Genomic DNA, 21,235 nt, shown 5'->3' with positions numbered 1-21,235 from the left:
AGTCAGTGCAGTCATACTAGGAGATTTTTCTCTGTACCGTTCCGTCCGTGCCCTCTTCTTCATCGCTATTATCATCAGTATGTTTTACCGCCATTATATTATCATAAAATCAAAAAAAAAACAATATTCCCTTCAATCCTCTTATTATAACTATGCTTTTTATTTATTTTTTTCTTATTTATCCTTTGTAACTATTATGTTATAATATTAGAGAAATTTTAATATTTTGTAAAGTTTTACATTAACATACTTATACGGAGCAAAACATGGTATATAAAAGTATACATATTCCTTCTAACTTTGAATCACTTATTCGCTATGCCCTCAAAAAAAACACAGGTTTTATCATAGGTGTATTTGTCTTTAACTATCTTTCTATTGCCTGGTCTTTATGGCAGATCAAACAATATATGGTGATGCTCCTTGATGGCATTTTATTATTGGCTGGAACTTTATTACTTACACTATTGCTCGAAGCTATTCCGCTGCCCGCCATAAAAAAACTATTTTCCAATGCCTTTTTTTATATAAGCAGTTTTTTATGCCTGGGAGAAATTTTTTCTATCTATAATTATAATGCTGTAGTAGGTCCTGGTATCGTGACTGCCATGCTGGAGACCAATTCCCGCGAAGCAAATGAATTTTTCAAAATGTATGTTGGCTGGAGCTGGATAATATATATACTTCTATTCTTTATTATTGCCTTCTTATTGAAAAAGAATATATTTTACAAGAATTTCCTTATTTCTCCCCGCTCAAAGCACAACTGCACATTATGGGGAATCTTCTCCGCAGGCCTCATTTCAGGAGCAGTTATCATCTTTTCCTATCATTCTTTCATTAAGAGTAATCTGCTTGATATCCCTATTGTAAGAGTATACGCAGCAGCACAAACTGCTGTTTCCAATATGGAAACATATAAAAAACTCAATCAGGAATTTACCTTCACAAATGATATCGTACAAAATAACAGTACTATCCCCAATATTGTTTTTATCCTGGGAGAAGCAACAAATCGTAACCACATGCATCTTTACGGCTATTATCTCCCTAACACCCCTAATCTTGATGCCATGAAAAAAGAAAATAATATTGCTGTATTCACCGACTGCATAAGTCCCCATTCTACAACTGTAGCTGTTTTACGCGATTTATTCACTTTTTGCGATTATGAATCTAAAAAACCATGGTACAAATATAATAATCTCATAGATGTGATGAAAGCTGCTGGCTATAAAACATACTGGCTTTCCAATCAGGAAAGCTCCGGAGTATGGGGAAATGTGGCTTTATTGTATGCTAATCACAGTAATATACATGAATTTACTACCATGCGTGATTCTCATGAGGCAGCTACAAAGTTCGACAGTGCTTTATTTCCCTTACTGGATAAGGCGATGCTCCATTCCGCACCAAAAAATTTCTATGTGCTTCATTTAATGGGCGGCCATAGTCTATATTATAAGCGTTTCCCCTATGTATTTTCCAAATTCAATAAAAATGACATCCATAAAAATGTTTCCGATGAAAAAAAGATAGTTCTGGCCCAATATACAAATGCTCTTTATTACAATGATTATATTGTCAGCAGTATAATTGATAGATTTAAAAAACTAAATGCCATCGTAATTTATCTTCCTGATCATGGCGAAACTGTCTACGATGATGGTAGTAATTTTGCTGGTCACGTAGAGGAAAATCCTAACCATTATATGCTGGAAGTTCCTATGATAATTTGGGCATCGAACAAATTTAAACAGACTTATCCACAAAAATGGACAGCTATAGAACAATCTGTTAACCGTCCCTATATGACTGATGATATGATTCACACCGTACTTAATATTGCCGATATCAAAACAAAAGAATATGTTCCATCGAAAAGTATTATCAATCCAGCTTTTGATGCACTTCGTCTGCGTATGGTCCAAGGCCGCAACTATGATACTACTATAAGATTTGAACCAGCCCGTTAACGACTTATATACAAAATATTTTCGGAATTTATTTTATTAACTGCTTAATTTTATAAAGGATAATCTATGAAAGAAGAAATACGTAAAATATTAAAAAAAAGTCTGACCTGCTGGGATAAACTAAGCATAAGACAGCAAAACCTATTAATAGATAATTCTTCATTTGTACATTACTGTAAAAATGAATTTATCCATAACACAGATACGCAATGCATGGGCATATTTTTTGTAAAATCAGGATCAATGAGAATTTATATAAACTCATCTGAAGGACGGGAAATAACCTTATACCGTTTAAACAACGGAAGTTTATGCCTTCTCTCTGCAACTTGCGTATTAAAAAGTATTACTTTTGACATATACATGGATGCTATAACTGATTGTGATGTTATGAAAATATCACCCACAGTTTTTTCTTCTGTAATGAACAATAATGTTTATCTTGAAGCATTCGCCTATAAAGAAGCTACTGAACGCTTTTCTGATATAATGTGGACTTTGCAGCAAATATTATTTATGAGTTTTGATAAAAGACTGGCTTTATTTTTATTAAATGAAAGTAAAAATACTCCTGCTGCCTCAATAAATATGACTCATGAGCAAATTGCCAAATTACTGGGCAGTGCCCGTGAAGTTGTAAGCAGGATGCTAAAATATTTTTCAACTGAGGGACTTGTTAAATTATCACGCGGTAAAATCACGATCTTGAATAAGACCGGACTAAAAAAGCTGTTATAAATGCAAAACTGCGGAATTTTTTCTTTTCTAAAAGAAAACAATTCCGCAGTTTTTATTTACCATACTATTTTAAATAAATAAATTTACATTTGCTTCCTCTGCGTCCCCAAGATATGATGCTACCCCGCCAAATTCAATGCCATCTATTAATTCTTCTTTTGTAATTCCCATTACATCCATGGACATTGTGCAGGCAATCATCTTCACCCCGCTGGCTTTAGCCTGCGCTATCAGTTCGTCAAGTGAAGCAACATTTTTATCATGCATAATTTTTTTCATCATTTTAGTGCCTATCCCCCCCATATTCATCTTGGAAATAGTCAATTTTTCCGTTCCCCGCGGCATCATGCTGCCAAACATCTTGGCTATAAAGGATTTCTTTACTGCAGGCGGATTGCTTTTCCTTAAAATATTGAGCCCCCAAAAAGTGAAAAACATCGTAACTGGTCTTCCCATTGCTGCTGCCCCATTTGCTATTATAAAAGAAGCAAATGCCCGATCAAGATCATTGCTGAATACTATCAGGGTTTTTCCCTTAGGCTGTTCCTGCACCATTGGCATTCCCACTGCCGATACAGGTGCAGCAGCTGCTGTTCCCTTTGTAATATACGCTATATATTGGTTATCCTTTCGTTCCGTTTTCACCAGTGTATTGTTTGTCTTATCACACCATGACTTGATATCACGAACAAATCCCATATCTGTAGCTGATACTTTTACGGTTTCACCATCATTCATTTGCCGTACGATCTGATTTACTTTCATTATCGGGCCAGGGCACTGCAGCCCGTTGCAGTCAAGTGACTTTATATTTATTTCATTAATGTATGAAGTACTTTTTTCCTTTTTTTGAATTGGTTGTACTAATACTGGTTTTTCCAATGTTACATCTATAACTGGTTTTGTAAAATGCTGTGATTTATAAAAATTTGTACCACCTTCTAATACCGATACATTCTTAAAACCATTTTGCATCAGTATTCTAGCTGCATTATAGGAACGTATTCCCACTGCACAATAAACAACTATCGGTTTATTTTTATCCAATTCTGCAAGACGGCGACGCAACTGTCCCAATGGTATATGATAAGCATTGGCAATATGGTATACCATAAATTCTATATCTTCTGTAATATCCAAAACAGTGATATCATTTTTACCGTTATTCATTTTATCCAGCTCAGCCGGACTAACAAAATTGACCATGCCCGTTAATACATTTTCAGCAACAAACCCCAGCATATTAACTGGATCTTTTGCTGAAGAAAACGGCGGAGCATAGGCAAGCTCCAATTTCTGCAATGAATAAATATCACCATCCATCTGCATAACAGCGACAATGGTATCTATTCTTTTATCTACACCGCCCTGACCTACGATCTGTGCTCCTATAATTTTCCCTTCAGCTGTAAAAATCATTTTCAAAATCATGTTTGATGCATTAGGATAGTAACCTGCATGTGATTTCTGATTGATTAGAATCGTATAATAATCGCGGTCTTTACTCTTTCCCATTGCCATTAATCTTTTTTCATTTATCCCCACAGAAGCCGCATTCAAATCAAAAACTTTAGCGACTGCTGTTCCGTAAGTTCCTTCATATACTTTTGTATCACCCACGATATTATCAGCACAAATACGCCCTTGTTTATTAGCCGGTCCAGCCAAGGGAATCATCGTTCTGCCACCCAGCAAGGGATCATCTACCTCAACTACATCTCCTACGGCATAAATATCTTTATTTGTTGTCTGCATATATCCATTTACAACTATACCACCGCGCTTATTTATATCCAATCCAGCCTGTTTTGCCAAAAGGCTGTTTGGCCGCACTCCTATTGATAATATAATCAGTTCCGCATCAATTTTTCTTCCGCTGTTTAAGGTTATTATTGTTTTATCTGACTGCTCTTCAAATGATTTCACTCCATCATTCAAAAGTAATTCTACATCATTTTGCACAATATTTTCATGTAAAAGCTGTGCCATTTCCTTGTCTAAGGGAGCCATTACCTGATCCATAGCTTCAATCAAAGTAACTTTTATACCAGCTGCGTGCAAATTTTCCGCCATTTCCAGTCCGATAAAACCGCCACCGATGACTGCAGCTTTAGCCGGCTTTGAGTCTTTTACTATTTTTTTAATAGCATCTGTATCAGGAATATTCCACAGTGTATGAATGTGTTTCGCTTTAATACCGGGAATAGGTGGCTTAAGCGGTGAAGAACCTGTAGCTATAACCAATTTATCATAACTTTCCTCGTATTCTTTACCAGTTTGCAGGTTTTTTACTAAAACGCTTTTCTTATCTGCTTCTATTTGTAAAACTTCATTATTTACACGTACATCTATATTAAACTTTGCCTTCATCTTTTCTGGTGTCTGCACTAATAAGTTTTCTCTTTCCTTTATTACATCACCTATATAATAAGGAAGACCACAGTTAGCATAAGATATATATTCCCCTTTTTCCAAGATAACAATCTGCATCGATTCATCTCTTCTTCTGAGTCTTGCCGCTGTTGTGGCACCTCCGGCTACCCCACCGATAATCACAGTTTTCATAGTAATAATATCCTCCTTTACTAATCTTATGAACCAATTATATAATATATGAATCTCTTTATCTGTGAGTAAGTTACCAAACTAATAAAAATTATTCTTATTTATAAAAAAACAGGAAATAAATTTAACAACTATTAATTCATTTCCTGTTTTCATTTTATGCTTAGATATTAGTATCAGTCAATTCATTGAACAACCTATTATCCTGCAAAATTATTCTTTTCTTCTATTTGTTCAGGTTCTTCTATAATTTCAACTTTTGGCTTAGCTTTTTTTTCAATACAGTCAGCTGTAACAGTTACTTTCCTGTGTTCCTGTGATTTTGGCAATTCATACATAATATCCAGCATAGATTCTTCCAATATCCCTTTCAAACTGCGCGCTCCTGTTTTACGAGCAATTGCTTTCTGTGCCACTGCTTTAAGAGCCTCCCTTGTAAACTCAAGCTGCACATTATCAACAGCCATCAGTTTTTCATACTGTTTGACAGGTGCATTTTTTGGCTCCGTAAGTATACGCAAAAGTGCATTTTCATCAAGGGTTTCTAATGTACAAATTATAGGCAGGCGACCAATTATTTCTGGAATAATACCAAATTTCATCAAATCTTCTGGTGTTACTTTTTTTATTAGATCATCATAGCTAGTCTTTTTCTCTTTTCCCTTAATCTGTGCACCGAATCCAATTAAAGAATCATTTTTCTTTAAACGTTTTTCTATAAGTTTTTCTATACCAACAAAGGCGCCTCCCACGATAAACAATATATTTGTCGTATTAATTTTCGTAGTAGGTGCTTCCGGATGTTTTCGCTGCCCTCTGGCCGTAAATTCTACAGTACTACCTTCAAGCATTTTTAACAGTGCTTGTTGAACACCTTCATGTCCGGGATCAGCTGTTATAGAATTATTTTCTCCCGATTTTCTGGCAATTTTATCAAACTCATCCAAATAAATTATTCCATGTTCTGTTTTTTCAACATTTTTATTAGCAGCGTAATACAAATTTCTCACGGCAACTTCAACATCTGCTCCCACAAAACCAGCTTCCGTCAGACTTGATGCATCAGTCACAGCAAAAGGGATATCAAGCATTTTAGCCAAATGGGATAGCATGGCTGTTTTACCACAGCCAGAAGGACCCATCATAATAACATTTGATTTTTCTATTTCCACATTATCATTTTTATCCATGCATTTCATACGCTTATAGTGATTATACACTGCTACTGATAGAATTTTCTTAGCATGATCTTGATTTATGATGTACTCATCAAGATATTTTTTTATAATATGCGGGCGATTTTTATCCAGTACCATATCTAAGTTATCTATAAATTTTGCCCGAACCTTTTTTTCATTTTCGGCTTCATTATCAACAATAAGCTGATATATTTCCTTTATACAATCCTTGCATATAGCAAATCCTGTTTGTGGATCATAAATAGGCAGGTCATACTGACTGGTTATCTTTATATTTCTTTTGCAAAAACTGCATACATGATATAAATCATTTTTAGCATTTTTAGACATATCTATTCCTTCTTTCCTCACTGTTTGGAGCTAGTTTCACCTTAAATAATAATCATGCCCATATATTTTGGCTTATTATGATTTTTCATATTGCCTATCAGCAAAAAGCAAAACCTTAGCTATATATGAGCATATTCCTACTTGTCCCTATTATAAATCGTCCTTAAATTATATTTTCTTATGGTATATATAGTATAACAGACTAAAGCTAATAGTGTAAATAATAAATAATATCATTATTAACTATTATCTCGCTGTTAAAACATTATTCCTATGATAATTTTACTGATAAATATCAGTTGGTATGTTATAATTGACTTAATATTACAAAGGAGCTATATTTTGATGATAAAATGGATAATTTCCGATATGGATGGCACTTTATTAGATGATAATGGTAATCTTCCCAGTGACTTTGATGAAACAATTGCCGAATTAAAAAAACGTAATATAATATTTTCCCCTGCCAGCGGTCGTCAGTATTATGCTCTGGCTGCCCAGTTTGCCAAATATAAAGATGATTGGTTATTTATCGCTGAAAACGGTACCATGGTTTCCCACGGAGATAAACTGCTGTTTTCTGTAAGCCTGCCCGATGATATGGCCCATTCACTGATAAAAGTGGCTGTTTCACTTAAGGATGTATGTACTGTTGTATGTACCTGCAAGGGCAGTTATGTTATTGATAATGACCTCTCCTTCTTCAATGAAATGGAAAAATATTATACTCAGCATCAGTTAGTAGATAATTTTGCCAGTATCACCGATCCTATAATAAAAATTTCCATCTGTGATTATCGTCACAGAAATATTCATGAATCAGCATATAAATATTTATTAAAATACCAAAAGGATGTCCAAATCGTCATGGCAACCGATACATGGGTCGATATTATGCCAAAGGGAATAAACAAGGGCATTGCTATAAAAAAGATACAGAAAAAATTAAATATAAAACCAGAAGAATGCATGGCTTTCGGCGATTTTTACAATGACAGGGAAATGCTCCAAACCGTAGGTGAAAGTTATGCCATGGAAAATGCACTGCCGGAAATAAAGGAAATTGCTAAATATGTTGCTCCTGCCAATAATCAGGGTGGGGTAATAAAAGTGATCCGCCGTTATTTAGAAAAAACAAAATAATGAGGAGAATGGCACAGTTATGAAAATAGATTATCATATGCATTTTGAATATGGTTCGTACAACTTAGCATGGGTACAGGGTTTTTTTGACAGTGCCAAAAGATGCGGCATTAGTGAAATAGGTATCTCAGAACATACACATGGGTTCACCGATTTTAAAGAACTATACTATGAAGATGTCATCTGTGATGATTCTTTCATCGGCAATTTCCAAAAAAAATGGCTGCAGTCAAACAAATTCAAATGTCCGCTTGCTATATATATAAAATTTATGAACGAGCTAAAGAAAAAAGGCTATCCCGTAAAAACAGGCATAGAAGTATGTAATTTTCAAAATCAGGAAAAAGTAAAAAACATTCTTGCTAAACATCCGTTTGATTATGTAATTGGCTCCATCCATTTTCTACACGGCTGGGCATATGATTCTTCCCAGATAAAAGCCGAGTGGAACAAACATGACTTAAAAGAAATATATGAGTGGTATACACAGGAAGTAGAAAAACTCTGTGCCGCCGGATTATATGATGTATTGGGACATCCCTTCAATATCCGTTTATTTAAATTTCTGCCTGCCTTTGATGCAACACCATATCTTATACGTGTTGCAGAAGCGTTGAAAAAAGCTAATATGATTATTGATATTAATACCGGGACTCGTTACCGTTACCCTATACAGGAAATATCGCCTTATCCAGATTTTATGAAAATTGCTGCGCAGTATAAGCTGCCAATAATAACATCTTCTGATGCTCATAAGCCAGAAGACTGCGGAGCATATATAGATGATGCCATCCAATATGCTAAATCATTTGGCTATAAAACCAGAATAAGATTTAAAAACCGCCAGCGTGAAGAAGTCCCTATTGATTGAGCAACAGCATAATCACCATCATTCTAATAATGATGTAAATAATAAATTATATGTGAGGGATAAACATGGATAACTTTAAAAAATTTCTGGTGCCTATTGACGGTTCAGCGGCTTCAGAAAGGGCCGCACAAAAGGCGGCTGAATTTGCCAAGGCTACTGGAGCTCATCTGCATCTTTTATATGCTGCGGAATTAAAAAATGGCCCTATTCCCCAGCACTTTATTGAAAAAAAAGACCTGCCTGAAGATGTCATAAAGGCATTAACAGAAACTGGCAATGAAATATTACAGCGAATATACAATAAACTACCCAAGGAAATCCAGGAAAAAACCAGCTGCCAGGTTGAAGTAGACATTCCCAAAAAAATAATATTATCGGTTTCCCGGCAGCTGCCCGCTGATCTTATTATAATGGGAACACGCGGACTGAACCCAGCTCAAGCCATCATTGTCGGCAGTGTAAGCCAGACTATGATTGAACATGCCAATTGTCCTGTTATGATGGTTCGTTGACTAAAAAATAAAAACATGAACGAATGATATTTCTATTCTCATCACTCGCTCATGTTTTTTTTGTATTACCTTATCAATCAACCGATAATACCCTATTCTTTATTTTACAATTTCATATTCACGTGTCCCCATACCCAGCTTGACACAATGATCCAGACAGGATTCCCATTCTGTATCAGGGTGGTTATTATAAAAATGATCATGTTTTTGTGCTTCATCTGGATCACTTTTTATATTTTCTCCCAATATAGAGTTTGCTATAACTGGAGCTGCATTAACTAAATCAGCACATGCCTGATCCAGTGCCACAGGATCAAAAGATGCCAGCATGCCAATATTTGGAACGATAGCTGCATCATTTTCTGCATGGCAGTCACAATTAGGTGAAACATCGACAATGAGGCTTATATGAAACTGTGGCCGATCATACAAAATAGCACAGGCATATTCAGCCATCTTCAAATTTACCATTTTTCCAGCATTCCAATTAGTAGGTATAATGGCATTAGTAGGACAAACCCCTATGCATCGGCCACATCCCACGCATTTGCTTTCCTGAATGTGGCACTTTCCCTGTTCAATAACAGGGGCATCATACGCACAGGTTTTTCTGCACATAGAACAGCCAATACATTTTTCTTTTTCCACAGCAGGCTTTCCGTCACAATGCATTTCCATTTTTCCAGCTCGGGAACCGCCCCCCATACCAATATTTTTAATAGCACCACCAAATCCCGTCATTTCATGTCCTTTAAAATGTGTAAGAGTAATTATTACATCAGCGTCCATAAGCGCATGCCCTATTTTTGCCTCTTTAACATATTCGCCATTTGGCACCGGCACATAAACTTCGTCGGTTCCTTTCAATCCATCAGCTATAATATTTTGACAACCTGTAGACAATGGACTAAATCCATTAATATTAGCTGTATCTAAATGTTCCAGGGCATTTTTCCTACTTCCTACATAAAGGGTATTACAATCTGTAATAAATGGCTTTCCCTCATATCTTTTTACTACATCCGCCACTACTTTAGCATAATTAGGGCGCAGAAAAGATAAGTTTCCCAATTCGCCAAAATGCATTTTTATTGCTGCAAATTTATTTTTAAAATCAATTTCTCCGATTCCCGCTCTAATCAGTAGATTATCCAGCTTTTGCAATAAATTTGCCTTACCGGGATACACCCGCATATCTGTAAAATAAACTTTTGCTTTTTCCAAAAAATTTTCTTCCTTTCCCCATTTGTATGAACAACTCAAATAACTATGTTATCCATATATTTCCACACTTTTACCAATAGTATATGCAAAATTAATTCTGCATTATTAATTATTATACCAATAATTAATATGTATATACAAGTTTTTCAATAATAATTATCATTGGAAAACTTGTCAAACAAAAACTGCCGCCATTTTACTATATTCAGCAAATTAGCAGCAGTTTTTTCTTAATTCCAGCAGCAATAATACCATGGTAGCTGCCGTTTAATTATATTTTGATTATTCCCAGTTTTACTGGACAGAAACCTGTTGTTTTTTCCCAACGCTGATTGTCTTTGTCATTTTTCTATCATCATACTTTCTAAACAGTGTTGACAATGCCGTTCCCGCTATTGACTGCCATACACAGGCTACTGCTGTAACAACTGCTGCCTGCGGTATAGCTGCAAAATGAGCCATAGCCAGACTTGTACCCAATCCTGCATTCTGCATCCCGACTTCAATCGAAAGTGTACGTTTCTTGGCCAGAGAAAACTTAAAGCCCTTGCCTACAGCATATCCCAAGACAAATCCAATAGCATTATGCGCTGCCACAACTACAAAAATAACCAAGCTTGACGTAAAAAATCTTGCCCCTTGAACTGACACTACCCCTCCGATTATAAGGGCAAAACCGATAACAGCAATTCCCGGCATAATCCCTTGCAGTTGTTCAAATGTATCACTCTTACTAAATTTATAGTTCAGAAAAAATCCTAAAAGCACCGGTACCAATACTGCTTCCATAATAGTTATAAACATTCCCATCGTAGGAATAGCAACTCTCTGTCCTGCCAGCATTAATACAAGAAAAGGTGTCATTAACGGTGCCAGTAACGTAGATACTGTCGACATTCCTACCGAATAAGGAACATCTCCCCTGCACAGAAAAGTCATTATATTGGACGACATTCCTCCCGGGCAGCAGCCCACAAGAATTATTCCCAAAGCAATATCCGTCGGTAAATTAAATAATTCCGCAATAAAATAAGCTACAAAAGGCATAATAGTAAATTGGGCAACAGCTCCTATACATATGTCAAAAGGACGTTTCGCTAAAAGCCTGAAGTCTGCTGTGGTTATCGTAACTCCCATAGAAAACATAATAACTGCTAAAACAACAATCTGTATATTTCCCCGTACCCATGCAAATAAATAGGGAAAGAAAAAGGCAATAATGGCGATTAACACAATCAACGTAGTAGTATTTTTTGCTAAAAATGTACTTATTTTTTTTAAAAAATTCATGGCAATACCTCTCTTCAAAAAATCACATCTGTTGATTATTTCGCGCGCCAAAATAATTACAGAAAATTATATACTTAAAAGACAATTATCGGCATCATTTTTTAATAGCCATATTATTTGTCTTTTATACCCAAAATATAAATAAAAAAATCCGCCCCTTAAAACAAGGGACGGATTATATTTCCGAGTTACCACCCAAATTCCATATAATCTTACGATTACATGGCACTCATCACGTACTAACATACGCATTTCCTCTAACGGGGATCAATCGCAGACACCTAATTCTAACTTCAGTATCTTTCCTCTGGGATGATTTTCATCAATCTTTGAATACCAGCCTTTCAGCCTAGAGCCGGTTCTCTGTAATTCAACTATGATATGATTACTCTTTCCCATCATCGGATTTATATTATTTTTCCTAACAACTTTACACATCGTCATTAGTTAATAACTATAATACCACATCAACATTTTGTCAATAGTATTTTTTATTACATCTGTCCTTCGCGTCCATGATACAGACACCACGGTTCTTCTGCCATATAATCCCCGTTATGGTAATAAGCTGCTCTGGCCCGGCATCCACCACATGAACGCTTATACTTGCAAGTCCCACATTCACCTTTAAAATCAAATGTCCGCAATTTATTTAACACATCGCTATTTTTCCAAATTTCATCAAAGGGTGTCTGGCGTACATCACCAAGCTCCATATTTAAATAGGCACATGGCTGTACTTTACCACGCGGACTTATTATGCAGTATGATGTCCCGGCCAGACAACCACGGTGAAACCTTGTCTTTACCCCCATCTGATCTGCAATACGAATAAACTGCGGTGCACAAGTAGGTTTTAATTCTATTTTTACTTCTTGCTGCTTCTTCATTATCCTTGTCAACACATCTTCATATGCACGCGCCCGCAATGATTCTGCTTCAATTGTTTTTGCCCGTCCTGTTGGAACCAAAAAGAAGAAATGATGAGCCACAGCACCTTCCGACACTGCAAAGTCAGTTATATCTTCAAGCTCATGCTGGTTCCAGTCCATAACCGTAGTATGTATTTGAAACGGCAGACCTGCCTTACGGCAATTTCTCATCCCCCTTACAGCACCTTCCCATGCTCCAGCAAAATTACGAAATTTATTATGCTTCTGCTTATCCATGGAATCGAGTGATATTCCCATTCCCATAACACCAGCATTTTTTAAATTTTGTGCCATTTCTTCTGTTATTAAAGTACCATTAGTCCCAAAAACTGAACGAAGCCCTAGTTTTCCAGCATAAGCAGCAAGTTCAACAATATCTGGACGTATTAAGGGTTCTCCCCCAGAAAATATCATTATCTTAAATCCTGCTTTAGCTATCTGTTCTAAAAGTCTTTTGCCCTCGCTTGTACTAAGCTCTTCATCAGCCTTACATCCAGCATCACGATAACAATGTTCACAGTACATATTACACGCATTTGTCGTATTCCAAGAAATTATCATATTATCTCCCTCATCTACACTTGATATAGCAACGGACATTCGCTCATTCAATGCCGATTTCTTTATCAGTCAAGTAACAGGATGGATCAGTTTCCCAGAAATCTCCATTTCTTGCTTCCGCTCGTGTCCTGAAATTGCCATTACAGACCTCAATGAATTTACACTTACTGCAGCGACCTTTTAAGAGCGGTTTGCGGTCTTTCAATCCTGCCATAATTGGGTTAGATGTATCACACCAAATATCACCAAATTTTCTTTCTCTAACATTGCCAAACGTATAATATTGGGTAAACTGATCAGGATGAACATACCCCATTGGATCTACTTCCCCAAAGGCAATACCAGAACGGTTTCCCCCATTAAAAAATGCGTATTTTTTAATTTGCTCAGCTAATTCCTTATTATTTTCACTAAGTGCCTTTAAATACATATAAACACTATCACAATGATTATCTACTGTAAGAATTTCTTTTTTTAAGCCGCGCCGTTCGAAATCACGGGTTCTTTTTATGATGATATCCATGGCCTGTCGTGATTGCTGTGGCAGTACATCTTCATTCATCATCTGTGTTCCTCTCCCCGAATAAACCAAATGATAAAAGCATACTCTGTTTATATTTTCTTTTTCGATAAAATCAAATATATTTTCCAGTTCCTGCAGATTATGCTGATTTATCGTGAAGCGAAGACCTACACGCTGGTCCACGGCAACACAATTTTCTATGCCTTTCATCGCTGCTGCAAAAGCACCCTGTCTTCCTCTGAATTTATCATTGACGGTACGAAGTCCATCGAGGGATATTCCTACATATCCTACCCCTATGTCTTTAATTTTCTGGGCATACTCACGTGTAATAAGGGTACCATTGGTAGAAAGAGTAGGTCTTATCCCCCTTTCAGCCGCATATGCTGCAAGCTCAAAAAAATCAGGACGAATCAATGGTTCTCCGCCAGAAAATAATAAAACCGGGACTTTGAACTCTGCCAAATCATCTATAAAGTTCATGCCCTCAGCTGTACTCAATTCATTCTTATATTTTTTTTCATCTGAATCCATATAACAGTGCCGGCACTTCAAATTACAGGTGCGGGTACAGTTCCATACTACAACTGGACCAGCCCCTTCATGTACACCATTTTTAGCCTCCCGGGCATCTCTTGTATAGCGAAGACTATCACCATAATAATCTGTAGCAAACAATAACTTCGTAACACTAATCATAAACTTTACTCTCCCATTATATAGTTATCATTAAATATGAATATAATTCATATTTAATGATAACAGCAAAGATTATAAAAATCAATAATAAAATAAAGCCAGCCGCACATAACACTTATATAAATAAACATACCTTCCAGTCTTCTGTTTCTCGTATTTCTATCCATGGAAAAGAAGTAATATTCAGTACGCTTTATTTGCAAAACATTATCTGCGGCAAGCCTTATCATCCTAATATAAAATTGCATATTCTCATTAGATGAGAATATGCAATGCAATTATCTAATTCTCTGCATCTTTTAAGGCAAGATGCGGCATGGCATTTAAATTCATATCCGCAAAATCACCTTTCAAAGCCTGATAGTATCCTCTGCATGCTATCATAGCTGCATTATCCGTACAAAGGATCCTGCTGGGATAATAAAAATCCATGCCATTTTTACGGCATTCTTCTGACAGTTTTTGTTCCAGCAGGCTGTTCGCAGCTACTCCGCCAGCTAAAGCAATTTTCTTAATAGACATCTTTTCTGCTGCCGTAATGACCTTATAAACAAGAATATCTACAACTGTCTTTTGGAAAGAAGCAGCTACATCAGCCTTATTAATAGTTTCTGAACGTTGTTCAGCATTATGTATATAATTTATTACCGCTGACTTTAATCCACTGAAACTAAATTCATAATTATTTTTATTCATTAATGCTTTAGGAAAATCAACAGCTTCCGGATTCCCCTGTTTTGCCAGTTTATCTATCTGCGGGCCTCCCGGATATGGCAGCCCCAGCAGTCTGGCTACTTTGTCAAATGCTTCTCCTGCTGCATCATCACGTGTCTGTCCTATAAGGGAAAAAGAATTATAGTCTTTCATATGTACTAAAGCTGTATGCCCTCCAGAAACAACTAAAGCTATAAATGGCGGACACAAATTTTCATGCGTCAAAAAATTAGCGAAAATATGCCCTTCCAAATGATTTACTGCCACTAATGGCACATCCAATGAAAAAGCCAAAGCCTTCGCTGCTGACACACCCACTAATAGCGCCCCTACCAGACCCGGCCCATAAGCCACTGCCACCTGGTCAATATCCGTCAATTTTCTATCAGCTTTTTTTAACGCTTCATCAAGCACCGGCATTATATTAACAATATGCTTACGTGAAGCTATCTCGGGAACTACCCCGCCAAATTTTTGATGTATAGGAATCTGCGTCGATATAATATTAGCAAGAATCTTCCTGCCATTTTCTATCAGAGCAACAGATGTTTCATCGCAACTGGACTCTATTCCTAAAGTTAACATTTTTCCTCCTTGGCAATAATTATTCGTCTACAGGAACATATTCCTGATAGCTCCCCCGAACAGTATTTTTAGCGTGATATAAGGCCTTGTCCGCATTAGCCATTGCCTGCGTAAAATTATCAGCTGCATTAAACCATGCTATACCGCCCGAAACGCTTAGGTAGCAAATTTCATCAGCTACTTGAAAAGGAGTATTACCAATAGTATACCATAATTTTTTTATCTGCTGGCGTATTTCTGTTTTTGATACATAATCGTACAAACATATACAGAATTCATCTCCTGATCGTCGGCATAACACAGCATGCCGGCGTGGCATGTCGCGCATAAAATCGGCAACATGCTGTATATATAAATCACCTGCGTCATGGCCCTTAGTATCATTTATAGTTTTAAATTTATCAATGTCCATCATTATCAAAGCTATAAACTTATTTTTACTGCTATATAAAATATTTTCCACACAATCGTGAAAATACTGATAAGTATTCAATCCGGTAAGAGCATCGTGCCTATTTTCATAATAAATTTTTCTTTTTTCAAGCATATCCTTAGTAACATCAATGATAATACCATATACACCTTCTTTGGTTTTTCTCATAATAAGTTTTATATAACTACTGTTTGATTTATATACATCATTTTCCACATGTTTTTTCTGTAAAGATATCAAAAGTGCCACAAAAGCTTTTTCATCACTTATAATTTTTCTTTTTTCTATTTCATTAATTCCCAATATATAAAAGAACTTAGAGGTAACAATAATATCATTATTCTGACAGCGAAAAGCCGCCAAAGGAATTTCTGTTAAATTGAGCATTCTTATAAAACATTCATTAGCACTTAAAATATAATTTATAATAGAATATATTTTTTTACTAAGTTCATTTAATTCTGGATTTTCCAAAATTAAATTTTTATCTAGCCAATGCCCGTCTTTTATTCCATCCAAATCTGATACTATATTATGAATTCCATCAATTATCTTTTTCTTTACCAAATATCTAATGGATAATATTACAATAAAGCTTATCATAATGAGAAACAAAAAAATAAAACCAGTAACAATAAACTGTCTATACTGAAAAATATTTTCGGAAATTTCCGCACCTAATATTAAATTATTATACTTTTTTGTCATAATAAATTTTTCTATACCATTAATATAAGCAAAACCCCCATTTTGGTACTTTAATAAATTCCCCCTAGAATATCCCCACTCAGAAATATTCTTTCCCCGATATATCATATCTGTATTTCCTATAATGCTGCCATTAGTATTATCTATTGCAAAAAAATTCTCATTATTATCTATCAGCATATGCCCAAATATATATTTATATGTATTTTTTCTTTCAGCATTATAAAAACGTGATGCTATTATCCCTACCTGCACTATGCCTTTTTTATCAGATCTTGGAACTGCTATGTACTTCATTAATTTATGATTATATGTATTTGGCATTATGTCCTGAATAATGGATGATTTCTTATTATTTTTATCCAGCAGCACCATAAAAGCTGCCGCTTGACTGCCACTTTTAAAAGAAAATCCTATATTTTCCTTCCGTGATGAATAACGAATAATCCCTCTCCCGTCAGTTATATTAATTTCGTCTACAGCTAAAAGTTTTGCCATTTTAGCAGCTTTATCTGGTGAATATAACTGCACTGGATCATTTTCTAGCAAAAAATCCAGCATACGTACCGATGTTAAGTATCTATTTTCCATGAGTGCATTTATATTATTACGTTCTTTTTCATTTTCCTTGATTGTTTCAGCAATATGATTTAATTTCATTCTAAATTCATTTTCTTGATATATTCGAAATATTTTACCTGACAAAAAATAACTTAACACTAACAATATAATCATTGATACTATAATCATACCAATAAGATATTTTGTAAAAATTTTCTGCATAAAATTCCCTTCATATCATAACAACAAATAATTTTATAAAAACTCTGAATAAATTTATTATTGTTGTAAAACACTATTAGATATTATAATATATTTATCTAGTTTTGTATATTATAATATGATCATTATCTATCTCAAAAGAACATTTATATGTTTTAATTTTATATTATATATAAAAATACCGGGATAAGAAAATCTTTTCTATCCCAGTATTTTTACAAACTGTATTTTTTTACTTTTTTGCTATGCCTTTAGTCCATTCAGCAACTTTGTCAGGATGGCCCTTAATCCATTTACGTGCCGCATCCTCCGGTTTCATTCCTTTTGATATATCGAGCATCACCGAATTAATATCATCCACGGTCCAATGAAAATTATCAAGAACTTTATAAACATCCGGCATATCTTTTTTCAAGCCCTTGCGAACCATTGTATTTATATGTTCTTCTCCGCCAAAAACATTTTTGGGGTCTTTTAAATATTTTAATTTGTAAGTAGCAAACATCCAGTGTGGTGACCAGCCCGTTACTATAATAGCCTTTTTGTCTTTAATAGCTTTTCCCAATGCTGTAACCATTGCCCCTGAAGAAGAAGTTTCCAATTTCCAACCTTTCAAATTAGGATATTCTTTTAAAGCTTTTTCTGTTTTCATGCATACACCAGCGCCCGGTTCAATTCCCGTTATCGTCTTATCTGCTTCATTTTTTAAATCAGCAATGGAATCAGCTTTTACATAATCAGGCACTACAAGCCCTATTTTAGCTCCTTCTAAATTAGGCCCAAGGTTCACCATATCCTTACCATATTTTTTATACTGGGCACTATGTGTTGATGGCAACCATGCCGCTACCATCCCATCAGATTTTCCAGAAGCTACAGCCTGCCACATAACAGCATTATCCAACGGTGTAATTTCCACCTTATATCCAAGATCTCTAAGTACTTGGGCTATTACATTTGTTGATGCCACTTCAGTGTCCCATTCAACATAGCTGAGTTTTACTTCTTTTTTCTGTTCCGATGATGACTGTGAATTATTTCCACATCCTGTTAATAACAGTGCCATTGTACCTATACTAAGGCCTATCATTATGATCTTTTTTAATCTGGTTGTAAACAAATACATCGCCTCCTATTAATATCTTACTGCCATTTTTATCTTTTTCGAAAAGTAGTCAGTAGTTGATATACCTTATTAATTTTGTTTATCTACATGTTTATTCAGTTTTTGGGCAAACCGATCAATAATAATAGCCAGTATAACAATCCCCAGCCCAGCCACGAATCCATTGCCTACCTGAGCCCGTTGAAGTGCTGATAATACATCGCGACCTAATCCCGGGGCTCCTATCATTGAAGCAATAACGACCATTGATAGTGACAACATGATCGTTTGGTTAATTCCTGCCATTATAGTAGGATGCGCTATAGGAAGATCAAGTTTTATTAATTTCTGCCATTCTGTACTACCGTATGAATCTGCTGCTTCAGTAAGTTCCTTTGGTACCTGCCTTATTCCTAAATTAGTAAAACGTACTGTCGGTGGCAGTGCAAATATTATAGACGCAAAAATTCCCGGGACAACACCTATCCCAAAAAATGCCACCGCCGGAATCAAATACACAAATGCTGGCATAGTCTGCATAAAATCAAGGATTGGTTTTATAATGGACTGAGCAATATCACTTTTAGCCATGATAATACCCATAGGAACTCCCATAATAATCGATAGCAGACTGGATATAATTATTAAAGACAATGTGTCCATAAAAGGAACCCATAAATTCTGATTATATATAAACCATAGCCCTAAAACAATAAAAACAGACAACCCCATTTTATGCTGTTTTCTGTTTATCCAGTAAGCAAATACAGCACAGGCTACTAAAAACAATGTTGGTGGAATAGCCTGTAGAAAATGTGTTAATCCATCAGTTAAATTACTTCCAATGGCTTGAATAGCATTAAAAAAAGGACTCCATGCATTTGTCAGGGTATTTGTTATCTTTTCCACTGTACCAGCAAGATCAAAATGCGGTAATATTCCTAATAATGAATACATCAGCTAACCACCTCACTTATCTGTTCTTCTGCCACAGATGACAACAACTCTATAATATTTCGGCGGATAATGACCCCGCGAATAATATTATTATCCAGCACAACCACAGGCAAATCCTTAGAAAGCAAATAAGTATATACCTTAGGTATTGGAGTATCAAATGCAACCGTATACATATCTTTACGCACAATATCCCTATAAGAAGCTTTACTGCCATTTTGTTTTATATTTAACACTGTGTCACTATCAGTAATATAGCCTAGATATTCATGTTGGGAATTCGTCAATATAAGAAATGATAAATTATCATGTCCCATTATGTTCATTGCCATATGAAGTCCGGCCTTGTCGACATTTATAATTGCCCTTGGTCTTGACATTATATGCTCCACGCTGAGTATTTTAGTCCTATCTACGCCTTCTACAAAGCGCCGTACATAATCATCGGCAGGATTTGTCAGTATTTCTTCCCCTGTGCCTATCTGAACAATTTTACCATCTTTCATAATAGCTATACGATCACCAATCTTCAATGCTTCGTTAAGATCATGCGTAATAAATATAATCGTTTTGTGCAACTGTTCCTGTAATTCCATTAGTTCATCCTGCATATCACTGCGAATCAGTGGATCAAGAGCAGAAAAAGCTTCATCCATGAGTAAGACTTCTGGATCATTTGCCAATGCTCTTGCTAAACCGACACGCTGCTGCATACCTCCAGATAATTCATGAGGATATTGATCTTTATATGCCAAAAGTCCTGCTCTCGCTAAAGCAGCTTCAGCTGTTTTATGACGATCTTCAGGCACAACACCTCTTATTTCTAAGCCATATTCCGTATTTTCTAAAACAGTTCTATAGGGAAATAAGGCAAAACCTTGAAAGACCATACTCATTTTTGTTCTGCGTACTTGCCTTAATGATTTTTTAGATAGTTTTGAAATATTCATATTATCTAAGTATATATTACCGCTGGTTGGCTCAATCAACCTATTTAATAAGCGCACTAATGTTGACTTTCCGCTACCGGAAAGTCCCATTATAACAAATATTTCCCCTTCATTAATAGAAAAATTAACATTGTTAACTGCTACAGTGGCCTTTGTTTTACGCATAATTTCATCTTTTTCTTTATTTTGGTTTGATAAATCCAATGCCTGTTTTACATTTTTACCAAAAACTTTTGTAAGCTTTTCTGCTTTTATTTTTATGCTCATATATTCCCCCCTGAAGAGTAATTTCCTTAACTAACAACTTTTATTATATCATTAGAGTTGTTATTTTGCAAATTATCTTCCTTTAGAAAAAACTTATCGGCGTTCTTTTCAAGCACAAAAATGACTTATTATTCATCTTATAATGAATAATAAGCCATCATAAAAACGAG

At 35.5% G+C, this 21,235-nt stretch carries 17 protein-coding genes and 1 other annotated feature; of the genes, 5 read left to right on the top strand and 12 right to left on the bottom strand.

Annotation, left to right across the window (positions count from 1 at the left end):
- Positions 1-266: 266 nt before the first annotated feature.
- Both I6760_RS07965 and I6760_RS07960 read left to right on the top strand, forming a co-directional pair.
- Entirely contained in the window at positions 267-1,976 is a 1,710-nt protein-coding gene (locus tag I6760_RS07965; RefSeq protein ID WP_196593944.1) for a phosphoethanolamine transferase, read from the top strand.
- Between the two features lie 66 nt (positions 1,977-2,042).
- Positions 2,043-2,714, top strand: coding sequence for a Crp/Fnr family transcriptional regulator (locus I6760_RS07960; protein WP_196593943.1), 672 nt, complete (start codon positions 2,043-2,045; stop codon positions 2,712-2,714).
- A gap of 69 nt (positions 2,715-2,783) precedes the next feature.
- On the opposite strand, the gene I6760_RS07955 is transcribed toward I6760_RS07960, so the two are convergent.
- Both I6760_RS07955 and clpX read right to left on the bottom strand, forming a co-directional pair.
- Entirely contained in the window at positions 2,784-5,279 is a 2,496-nt protein-coding gene (locus I6760_RS07955; protein WP_196593942.1) for an FAD-dependent oxidoreductase, read from the bottom strand.
- Positions 5,280-5,479: 200 nt separating this feature from the next.
- Positions 5,480-6,808 (bottom strand): ATP-dependent Clp protease ATP-binding subunit ClpX, encoded by a 1,329-nt coding sequence (gene clpX, locus I6760_RS07950; RefSeq protein ID WP_196593941.1) that lies wholly within the window; start codon positions 6,806-6,808, stop codon positions 5,480-5,482.
- 345 nt (positions 6,809-7,153) lie between these two features.
- Here clpX and I6760_RS07945 point away from each other — a divergent pair, with 345 nt between their 5' ends.
- From I6760_RS07945 to I6760_RS07935, 3 genes are all read left to right on the top strand, one after another.
- Positions 7,154-7,951, top strand: coding sequence for an HAD family hydrolase (locus I6760_RS07945; RefSeq protein ID WP_196593940.1), 798 nt, complete (start codon positions 7,154-7,156; stop codon positions 7,949-7,951).
- A gap of 19 nt (positions 7,952-7,970) precedes the next feature.
- The gene (locus tag I6760_RS07940; RefSeq protein WP_196593939.1) at positions 7,971-8,822 is read left to right on the top strand and encodes a PHP domain-containing protein; all 852 of its coding nucleotides are present in this window, start codon (positions 7,971-7,973) and stop codon (positions 8,820-8,822) included.
- A gap of 65 nt (positions 8,823-8,887) precedes the next feature.
- Entirely contained in the window at positions 8,888-9,334 is a 447-nt protein-coding gene (locus I6760_RS07935; protein ID WP_196593938.1) for a universal stress protein, read from the top strand.
- 99 nt (positions 9,335-9,433) lie between these two features.
- On the opposite strand, the gene I6760_RS07930 is transcribed toward I6760_RS07935, so the two are convergent.
- From I6760_RS07930 to I6760_RS07885, 10 genes are all read right to left on the bottom strand, one after another.
- A complete protein-coding gene (locus I6760_RS07930; protein ID WP_196593937.1) occupies positions 9,434-10,558 on the bottom strand; it encodes a DUF362 domain-containing protein in 1,125 nt (374 codons plus the stop codon).
- A 294-nt stretch (positions 10,559-10,852) separates the two neighbouring features.
- Complete coding sequence (locus tag I6760_RS07925; protein ID WP_196593936.1) at positions 10,853-11,848, bottom strand: bile acid:sodium symporter family protein; 996 nt, start codon at positions 11,846-11,848, stop codon at positions 10,853-10,855.
- Between the two features lie 163 nt (positions 11,849-12,011).
- Positions 12,012-12,259, bottom strand: a binding site (T-box leader).
- Between the two features lie 83 nt (positions 12,260-12,342).
- Positions 12,343-13,380, bottom strand: coding sequence for a putative heme d1 biosynthesis radical SAM protein NirJ2 (gene nirJ2 / locus I6760_RS07920; RefSeq protein ID WP_407947313.1), 1,038 nt, complete (start codon positions 13,378-13,380; stop codon positions 12,343-12,345).
- Between the two features lie 4 nt (positions 13,381-13,384).
- A complete protein-coding gene (gene nirJ1 / locus I6760_RS07915) occupies positions 13,385-14,563 on the bottom strand; it encodes a putative heme d1 biosynthesis radical SAM protein NirJ1 (protein ID WP_196593935.1) in 1,179 nt (392 codons plus the stop codon).
- A gap of 53 nt (positions 14,564-14,616) precedes the next feature.
- Positions 14,617-14,766: a hypothetical protein gene (locus I6760_RS07910; protein WP_231036162.1), complete on the bottom strand. Its 150-nt coding sequence runs from the start codon at positions 14,764-14,766 to the stop codon at positions 14,617-14,619.
- 79 nt (positions 14,767-14,845) lie between these two features.
- Positions 14,846-15,862 carry a tRNA (adenosine(37)-N6)-threonylcarbamoyltransferase complex transferase subunit TsaD gene (gene tsaD / locus I6760_RS07905; RefSeq protein ID WP_196593933.1) on the bottom strand — a complete coding sequence of 339 codons (1,017 nt, stop codon included), beginning with the start codon at positions 15,860-15,862 and terminating at the stop codon, positions 14,846-14,848.
- A gap of 19 nt (positions 15,863-15,881) precedes the next feature.
- A complete protein-coding gene (locus I6760_RS07900) occupies positions 15,882-17,786 on the bottom strand; it encodes a GGDEF domain-containing protein (RefSeq protein WP_196593932.1) in 1,905 nt (634 codons plus the stop codon).
- A 232-nt stretch (positions 17,787-18,018) separates the two neighbouring features.
- Complete coding sequence (locus I6760_RS07895; protein ID WP_196593931.1) at positions 18,019-18,906, bottom strand: glycine betaine ABC transporter substrate-binding protein; 888 nt, start codon at positions 18,904-18,906, stop codon at positions 18,019-18,021.
- Positions 18,907-18,981: 75 nt separating this feature from the next.
- Complete coding sequence (locus I6760_RS07890) at positions 18,982-19,848, bottom strand: ABC transporter permease (RefSeq protein WP_196593930.1); 867 nt, start codon at positions 19,846-19,848, stop codon at positions 18,982-18,984.
- Positions 19,848-21,065: a quaternary amine ABC transporter ATP-binding protein gene (locus tag I6760_RS07885; RefSeq protein WP_196593929.1), complete on the bottom strand. Its 1,218-nt coding sequence runs from the start codon at positions 21,063-21,065 to the stop codon at positions 19,848-19,850. The genes I6760_RS07890 and I6760_RS07885 overlap by 1 nt, the downstream gene beginning before the upstream one ends.
- Positions 21,066-21,235: the final 170 nt, after the last annotated feature.

The sequence above is a fragment of the Pectinatus sottacetonis genome, assembly GCF_015732155.1.
In the GTDB taxonomy this organism is placed as follows: domain Bacteria; phylum Bacillota; class Negativicutes; order Selenomonadales; family Selenomonadaceae; genus Pectinatus; species Pectinatus sottacetonis.
The sequence above is the reverse complement of the archived record's forward strand: the minus strand, read 5'-3'. Positions and strand labels throughout refer to the sequence as shown.